This is a genomic window from Bellilinea sp. (genome assembly GCF_034432615.1).
In the GTDB taxonomy this organism is placed as follows: domain Bacteria; phylum Chloroflexota; class Anaerolineae; order Anaerolineales; family Anaerolineaceae; genus Bellilinea.
Window position 1 is genome coordinate 1 of sequence record NZ_DAOUBL010000064.1, and the last position, 6569, is coordinate 6569.

Below are 6569 nucleotides of genomic sequence, written 5' to 3' on the forward strand. Positions count from 1 at the left end.
GTGATTTTGAAAACTCCCCCCGCGGTAAACCCAGTCAATGCTGGCGCCGTTGCGGCGGATGCCCTCTTGCAATACCGTGCGAATGGCGTTCAGCAGGCGGGCGGCATCTTCGCGGCTGAGCAAATGGGAAGGGGTGAGCGGGTGCAGGCGGGCGAGATGGAGGGCCTCATCCGCATAGATATTACCCAAACCGGCGATGAAGGATTGATCGAGCAGGAGAGGCTTTAACTGGCGTTGAACACGGGTCAGGCGGTGATGAAAGGTTTGGGCATCGAGGCTTTCATCCAGCGGTTCCGGGCCCAAGCCGTTCAGAACGGTCTGTGGGTCATCGGTCAGCCAGAGGCGCCCGAACTTGCGGGTGTCATTGAAGGCCAGCCGCCAGCCATCGGCGAGGTGGAAAATCAGCCGGTCGTGCGGCTGGGGCGGGAGGGGGCTGCCGGTTTCGTCTGCGGCGGGCTCAAGCCGCAGGTCGCCGCTCATGCGCAGGTGGATGAGCAGGCTGCCCTGATCGAGATGAATGAGGATGAATTTACCGCGCCGGCTCAGGCGTTGGATGGTCTGGCCGCGGATTTTTTGCAGAAAAATCGGCGGGGGTGGTTCGGCAAGGCTGCGCTGCCAGCGGATTTCGGCTTCCTGAATGACACGCCCCACTAACGGCGGGCTGCCCCGCCCGCCGTTTTGAAGGGCGCGTACAATCGTTTCTACCTCAGGCAGTTCCGGCATTGGCCATCGAACAGGTTGGGGAAAAGGCGGGCTATTCGTTGAACATCTCACCCACGCTGCGGCCTTCGTTGGCGCGGTGGATGACTTCCCCCAGCAGGGGGGCAATCGAAAGTACTTTCAGCCGCTCACCGAACAGGGCGGCTTTTTCGTGAGGGATGGGGATGGTGTTGGTGGTCACAAATTGAGTGACCGGCAGGGCGGCCAGCCGCTGTGCGGCATCGCGGGAAAAGACGGCGTGGACGAAGGAAATGTAGACATTGCGTGCACCGTTTTCCTTGACCAGATTGACCGCCTGAGCGATGGAGCCGCCGGTGTCAATTTCATCATCCACCAGAATCACATCGCGGTCGTACACATCCCCGATCAGCGTCAGGGCTTCGGCTTTGGCGTTGTTGGCCAGCCGCCGTTTTTCGATGAAGGCCAGCGGCAGTTGCAGTTTGGCGGCGTAGTTGCGGGCCTTTTTGGCAAAACCCAGATCGGCAGTAACCACCACCGGCGAGTGCAGACGGTTGAGGATGCCTTTGAAATAATCGGTCAGCATGTGAAAAGCGGTCAGCACATCGCCGGGGATGGAGAAGAAGCCCTGAATCTGCCCGGCGTGCAGGTCCATGGTGATGTAGCGGTCGGCACCGGCGATTTCGATCATGTCGGCCACCAGCCGGGCAGTGATGGGCACGCGCGGCTGGTCTTTCTTGTCCGAGCGGGCATAGCACAGGTACGGCACCACCGCCGTAATGCGCGCTGCCGAATCCAACCGCAGGGTTTGCAGCAGGATGAGCAGTTCCATCAGGTTGCGGTGAACGGGCGCGGAGGTGGTCTGAATCACATAACAATCCTGCCCGCGCACGCTGCCGTGCAGTTTGACGAACAGGTTTTCGTTGGGGAATTCAATCACATCCCGTCCGCACAGCGGCAGGTTGAGATAATCGGCAATGTCCTGAGCCAGCTGCGGGCAGGCCGTACCCGCATACAGGCGAATATCGCCATACATCATTCGTTCATGGCGGGAATGATTGTGAGTGGGCATGTTCTCTTCTCTATCCTAGTATACACTAGACGCGGCTGGAATACCACTCCGAACGGAGGATACTCATCACCAGCACGTCTATATAGCGGCCGTTTTTATAGACATCCTGCCGCAGGCGGCCTTCTTCCACAAAGCCGACCTTCTGGTAGGCCCGAATGCCGCGCGGATTGGTTTCGTAGACATGCAGATAGACCTTATTCAGGTTGAGGAAGTCAAAAGCGTAGCCGACCATCACCCGCAGGGCTTCACTGCCGTAGCCGCGGTTCCAGTACTGTTTTTCGCCGATGAACAGGCCCACTTCGGCGTTGCGGGCGCGCCATTCAAAGTTCATCAGGCCGATGTTGCCGATGGGCAGCCACTCGCCGCCGATTTCGATTTCAATCGCCAGCGGGCGTTCCTCTTTGGGGCGTTTCAATACGCCGTTGTACCATTCCTCTTCCTCATCCAGCGACATAGGCGCAAACAACAGCAGGTTTTCGCGCACTTCCGGGTCGTTCAGCCAGCGGACGAAGCGAGGCAGATCGTCTTTTTCGATGGGGCGCAGGCGCAATCCGTTGCCGTAGATCATCTTTTGTTCCTATGGGTGCAGGCGGTTCGGGCCGCGGAAGAGGAAGACGGCCTCGCGGATGTTGGGCAGGTTGAGCATGACCATCAGCAGGCGCGAAAGCCCCAGCCCAAACCCGCCGTGCGGCGGACAACCGTAGCGGAAGAAGTCCAGATAAAACTGGATGGACTGGGTGGAAAGCCCTTTTTCAATCGCCTGCTGGCGCAGGATCTCGTAGCGGTGTTCGCGCTGGGCGCCGGTGACAATTTCGGTGCCGTTGGCGATCAGGTCGAAGGACTTGGTCAGGTGGGGCTGATCAGCGTGGCGCATGTGATAGAAGGGACGCACGCTAATCGGCCAGTCAATCAGGTAGAAGAAATCGTGGTCATACGTGCGCTTGATGTAATCGGCCAGGGCGCGTTCTCCGCCGGGGTCAATATCACCTTTCTTTTCGGGCGGCAGCTGGTAGCCGACTTCTTTGAGGATTTCCAGTGCTTTTTCCATAGTAATGCGCGGGAATGGGACGCTGGGGACGCGCAAATCCACGCCGAATTGCTGTTTGATTTCCTCGTCGTGGGCATCTTTGACGCGCTGATAGACATACTGGAGCATGTTTTCCAGAAAGCGCATCACATCCTCGTGCGATTCGATGTAGGAAATTTCCATGTCAATGCCGGTGAATTCGGTCATGTGGCGCGAGGTGAAGGACGGGTCGGCGCGAAAAACCGGCCCGATTTCAAAGACCCGCTCAAACCCGGCTGCCATGGCCATCTGCTTGTAAAACTGGGGCGACTGTGCCAGATAGGCCTTGGTCTCGAAGTACTGCACCTCGAACAGCTCGGCGCCTGATTCGCTGGGTGAGCCCATCAACTTGGGCGAGTGGATTTCGATGAAATCGTGCTTCAGCCAGTATTCGCGGAAAGCGGCCTCGGCGGTGGTCTGCACCTTGAAGAGCAGGGTGACCGGCGGGCGGCGCATGTCCAGAAAACGCCAATCGAGGCGGTAATCAATGGAGGGCAGGGCTTCGGCGGTCGGGTCGAGCGGGATGGGGGATTCGGCCGGGCCGATCACCTCGTAGGTTTCCAGTTGAATTTCCAGCCCGCCCAGTTTGACAATCGGGTTTTCGATGACCGTGCCGGTCACGGATACGACGCTTTCGGTGGCGGTGGCGGAAATTTTCTCGGCCAGAGCCGGGTCGTTGGCCTTCCAGAAGGCCACCTGCACCAGACCGCTCAGATCGCGCAGGATGAGGAACTGCATCTTCTTTTGATCGCGCAGGGTTTGTAAAAAGCCCTCCACTTTAACTTTTTCGCCAATGTGCTGGCGCAGGTCGGCAATTTTGGTTCTTTCCATGATCTTCTTTCTCCTCGCTTTGGGATGGGATGTTAAGAGGTCAACAGCGCGGATGAGCCGCGCTGGAACGATTGCGGAAGGTCTGCTTCATCTAATAAATCGTGAAGTGCCTGATAAGGTGAGATGCGGCGCGCCTGCAAGTCCCCCAGAATCTGCTGGTAACGGCCGTCCGGCAGGCTGCTGCGCCAGCGCCGCAGCAAGGCGGCTTGCAATAATTCTTCCAGCTGGGTTTGCAGGCGGCTGCGGTCGCGCGCCTGCCAGCCGCCGCTCTGACGCAGGTAGTCGGCGTGGGCGCGGATGTGCTTCATCAGTTCGGCAATGCCTTCGTTCTGGGTGGCAATGGTGGCCACCAAAGGCGGACGCCAGACCGGCGGCTCGTTTTCGGCGGGGGCTTCGCGCCGTGGGCTGCCCAGTTCCAGCATGGCGCGCAGGCTGCGCAGGGTGTTTTCGGCGCCGGGCAGGTCGGCCTTGTTCAACACCAGAATATCGGCAATTTCCAGAATACCGGCTTTGATGGCCTGAATGTCATCGCCCATGCCGGGCGCTTCAACCACGATGATGGTGTGCGCCAGCCGGGCAATTTCTACTTCGGACTGGCCGGCGCCGACCGTTTCGATCAGGATGACATCGAAGCCGGCCGCGTCGAGGGCCTGAACGACGGCGGGGGTGGTGCGCGCCAGCCCGCCCAGCGCGCCGCGTGAGGCCATCGAGCGAATGAACACACCCGGGTCGCCGCTCAAGTCGCGCATGCGCACGCGGTCTCCCAGCAAGGCCCCGCCGGTGAAGGGTGAGGAAGGGTCGACTGCCACAATTGCCACCGTGCGCGGCGGGCTGCCATCCGCCGGTTGGCGGAAGGCGCGCGCCAGCCGGTTGACCAGCGAGGACTTGCCCGCGCCCGGCGAACCGGTGATGCCGATCCAGTGGGCACGCCCGCTGTGCGGAAAGAGACGGTCGAGGGCGGCCTCGCCCTGCGGGTCCTCGTTCTCGATCAGCGTGAGCAGGCGGGCCAGCGCAAGGCGGCTGCCGGCAAGCACTTCCTCGGCCAGTGTGGTCATCCCCACTTCCAGTCTGCCTCAGGCCTGATATTCCTGTAAGATGGCGGCGCGCAGGTCTTCGACCACTTTTTGGGTGGAGGTGCCAGGGCCGTAGACGGCGCGCACGCCCATTCCCAGCAGGGCGGGGATGTCCTGTTCGGGGATGATGCCGCCGACAAAGACATGCACATGGCCCTGCCCGTTGGCGCGCAGCAGTTCCAGCACGCGCGGCACCAGCGCCATGTGCGCCCCGGAGAGGATGGAAAGCCCGACGGCGTCCACATCTTCCTGCAGGGCGGCCTCGGCAATCATCTCCGGCGTCTGGCGCAGGCCGGTGTAGATCACCTCCATGCCGGCGTCGCGCAGGGCGCGGGCAATCACTTTTGCGCCGCGGTCGTGGCCGTCCAGACCGGGTTTGGCAATCAGTACGCGGATTTTGCGTTCGGTCATTCGGTTTTGCCTCAGGGTGAAGTTGTTTCAATTATACCGCGTCCTGTGGTCAGACAATATCCACCTTTTTTAATATGAGGGCGGGCTTTTTCAAAGTCTCACAAGATGTCAGCCAATCATCTCATTTTCCCCCTGCGGCTTTGCGTCTTTGGGTTTAGTGGCTTGCGTCCCGCGAATACCTTTTTGAATGCGGTGCTTGACGCAAAGATACCAGGGCACAACGATAGATTTTCATTGCAGCGCGGGAGGTGACCGCCTGCCCTTTACCAAACGCGCTGCGGGGCATGAGGGTTTGTCAGGTTGAGGGAATTTCCGGTTGCGAACTCAGTGAGTCATCCAGCAGGTCATCGGTGATTCCCTCGCCGGGCATCAGGAAGTATTCGGGGTTTTTCCACATGAAGATAACCGCTTCGGCGCGGCTTCTCACGCCAATTTTCTGGTAAATGGTGGTGATATAGTTTTTGACCGTACCGGCCTGAAGGCCCAGTTGTTCGGAGATTTGGGTGTTATCGTGACCCAAGGCGATCAGCGACAGCACCTGCCGTTCCCGATTGCTCAGAGCGGGTGTCAGCGGGCGCTCGCGCAGAAAAGTTTCCAGGATGTCCGGCAGGGAGGTGAAATCGGCGCCGCCCTCCACTAACCGCTGAAGGGCCAGAGCCAGTTTATCCAGATCGCTTTCTAACGGTATCCAGGCGTGAATGGTCATACGCTGAATGGCGCGAACCACCAGCGGCAGGCTGCTGTGCGGGGCAATCAGTAGAATCTTTGTAGTGGTCGGGAAAGAGGGACTGGAGTTGCCGGAAGTCCATTCAGCCAGTCGTGCTGCATCCACAACCAGCACATCCGGCTGTCTTTCCTGCCATTCTCCACCAGGAGAGCCATCCTCTCCAAAAATATCGTAATCGGCGGAAGTGAGTTCTTCCCTGAAAAACGCAATCAATCCTTTTTTGAGGAGCGGAACGGAAACGGCGATGCAGACCAATGGGGGGGAGTGGTTCGCCATTTGATCCTATGGAAAGAAAACGGTTTGAAAGGACATAACCAATATTTTTATGATAAGGGGAAAAATCGAATTGGTCAATAGGGGTCAAAGTCATGCTAGGGGGTGTGACTGGCGGTACTTTCCAATTCCTGTTTGATTTGCTATGATGGCTTTGTTGAAAAAAAAAACTGAAACAGAGAGTACGATATGTACCGGAAACCCTATTTTGTTTTGATTACGCTGTTGGGGCTGGCAGCAGGTTTCATCTTGCTGGTGGTGCAAACATCGGGTGAGGTAAAAGGTGAACCGGCAGCGCCGACGGCTTTCCCAACGGCTGTGGAAGAAGTGATCCAGGCCGCGCCAGGTGTTACACCGGCCGTAGCCGCAGAAGTCGCAATGAGCGCGGCGCAGGTGCGCGAGGCCCTGCTTGAGCGGGCAAAGCAAAACCTTTTCAAA

General features: G+C 58.9%; 8 protein-coding genes. 1 reads left to right on the forward strand and 7 read right to left on the reverse strand.

Features of this window, described 5'->3' with window-relative positions; genetic code table 11:
• The 7 genes from mutM to VAE48_RS03295 form a co-directional block, all read right to left on the reverse strand.
• On the reverse strand, positions 1–723 hold a 723-nt coding region (mutM, locus tag VAE48_RS03265), incomplete at its 3' end, for a DNA-formamidopyrimidine glycosylase (protein WP_322791884.1).
• A gap of 31 nt (positions 724–754) precedes the next feature.
• The gene (locus VAE48_RS03270; RefSeq protein WP_322791885.1) at positions 755–1750 is read right to left on the reverse strand and encodes a ribose-phosphate diphosphokinase; all 996 of its coding nucleotides are present in this window, start codon (positions 1748–1750) and stop codon (positions 755–757) included.
• Between the two features lie 25 nt (positions 1751–1775).
• Positions 1776–2318, reverse strand: a complete 543-nt coding sequence (locus VAE48_RS03275) for a GNAT family protein (RefSeq protein WP_322791886.1) — start codon at positions 2316–2318, stop codon at positions 1776–1778.
• A 9-nt stretch (positions 2319–2327) separates the two neighbouring features.
• Entirely contained in the window at positions 2328–3647 is a 1320-nt protein-coding gene (aspS, locus tag VAE48_RS03280; protein ID WP_322791887.1) for an aspartate--tRNA(Asn) ligase, read from the reverse strand.
• 32 nt (positions 3648–3679) lie between these two features.
• The gene (meaB, locus tag VAE48_RS03285) at positions 3680–4702 is read right to left on the reverse strand and encodes a methylmalonyl Co-A mutase-associated GTPase MeaB (protein WP_322791888.1); all 1023 of its coding nucleotides are present in this window, start codon (positions 4700–4702) and stop codon (positions 3680–3682) included.
• A gap of 18 nt (positions 4703–4720) precedes the next feature.
• Positions 4721–5131 carry a cobalamin B12-binding domain-containing protein gene (locus VAE48_RS03290; RefSeq protein WP_322791889.1) on the reverse strand — a complete coding sequence of 137 codons (411 nt, stop codon included), beginning with the start codon at positions 5129–5131 and terminating at the stop codon, positions 4721–4723.
• 295 nt (positions 5132–5426) lie between these two features.
• Positions 5427–6134 (reverse strand): response regulator transcription factor, encoded by a 708-nt coding sequence (locus tag VAE48_RS03295; RefSeq protein WP_322791890.1) that lies wholly within the window; start codon positions 6132–6134, stop codon positions 5427–5429.
• A 186-nt stretch (positions 6135–6320) separates the two neighbouring features.
• On the opposite strand from VAE48_RS03295, the gene VAE48_RS03300 reads away from it, so the two are divergent.
• A partial coding sequence (locus VAE48_RS03300; RefSeq protein ID WP_322791891.1) for a hypothetical protein occupies positions 6321–6569 on the forward strand: 249 nt, incomplete at its 3' end.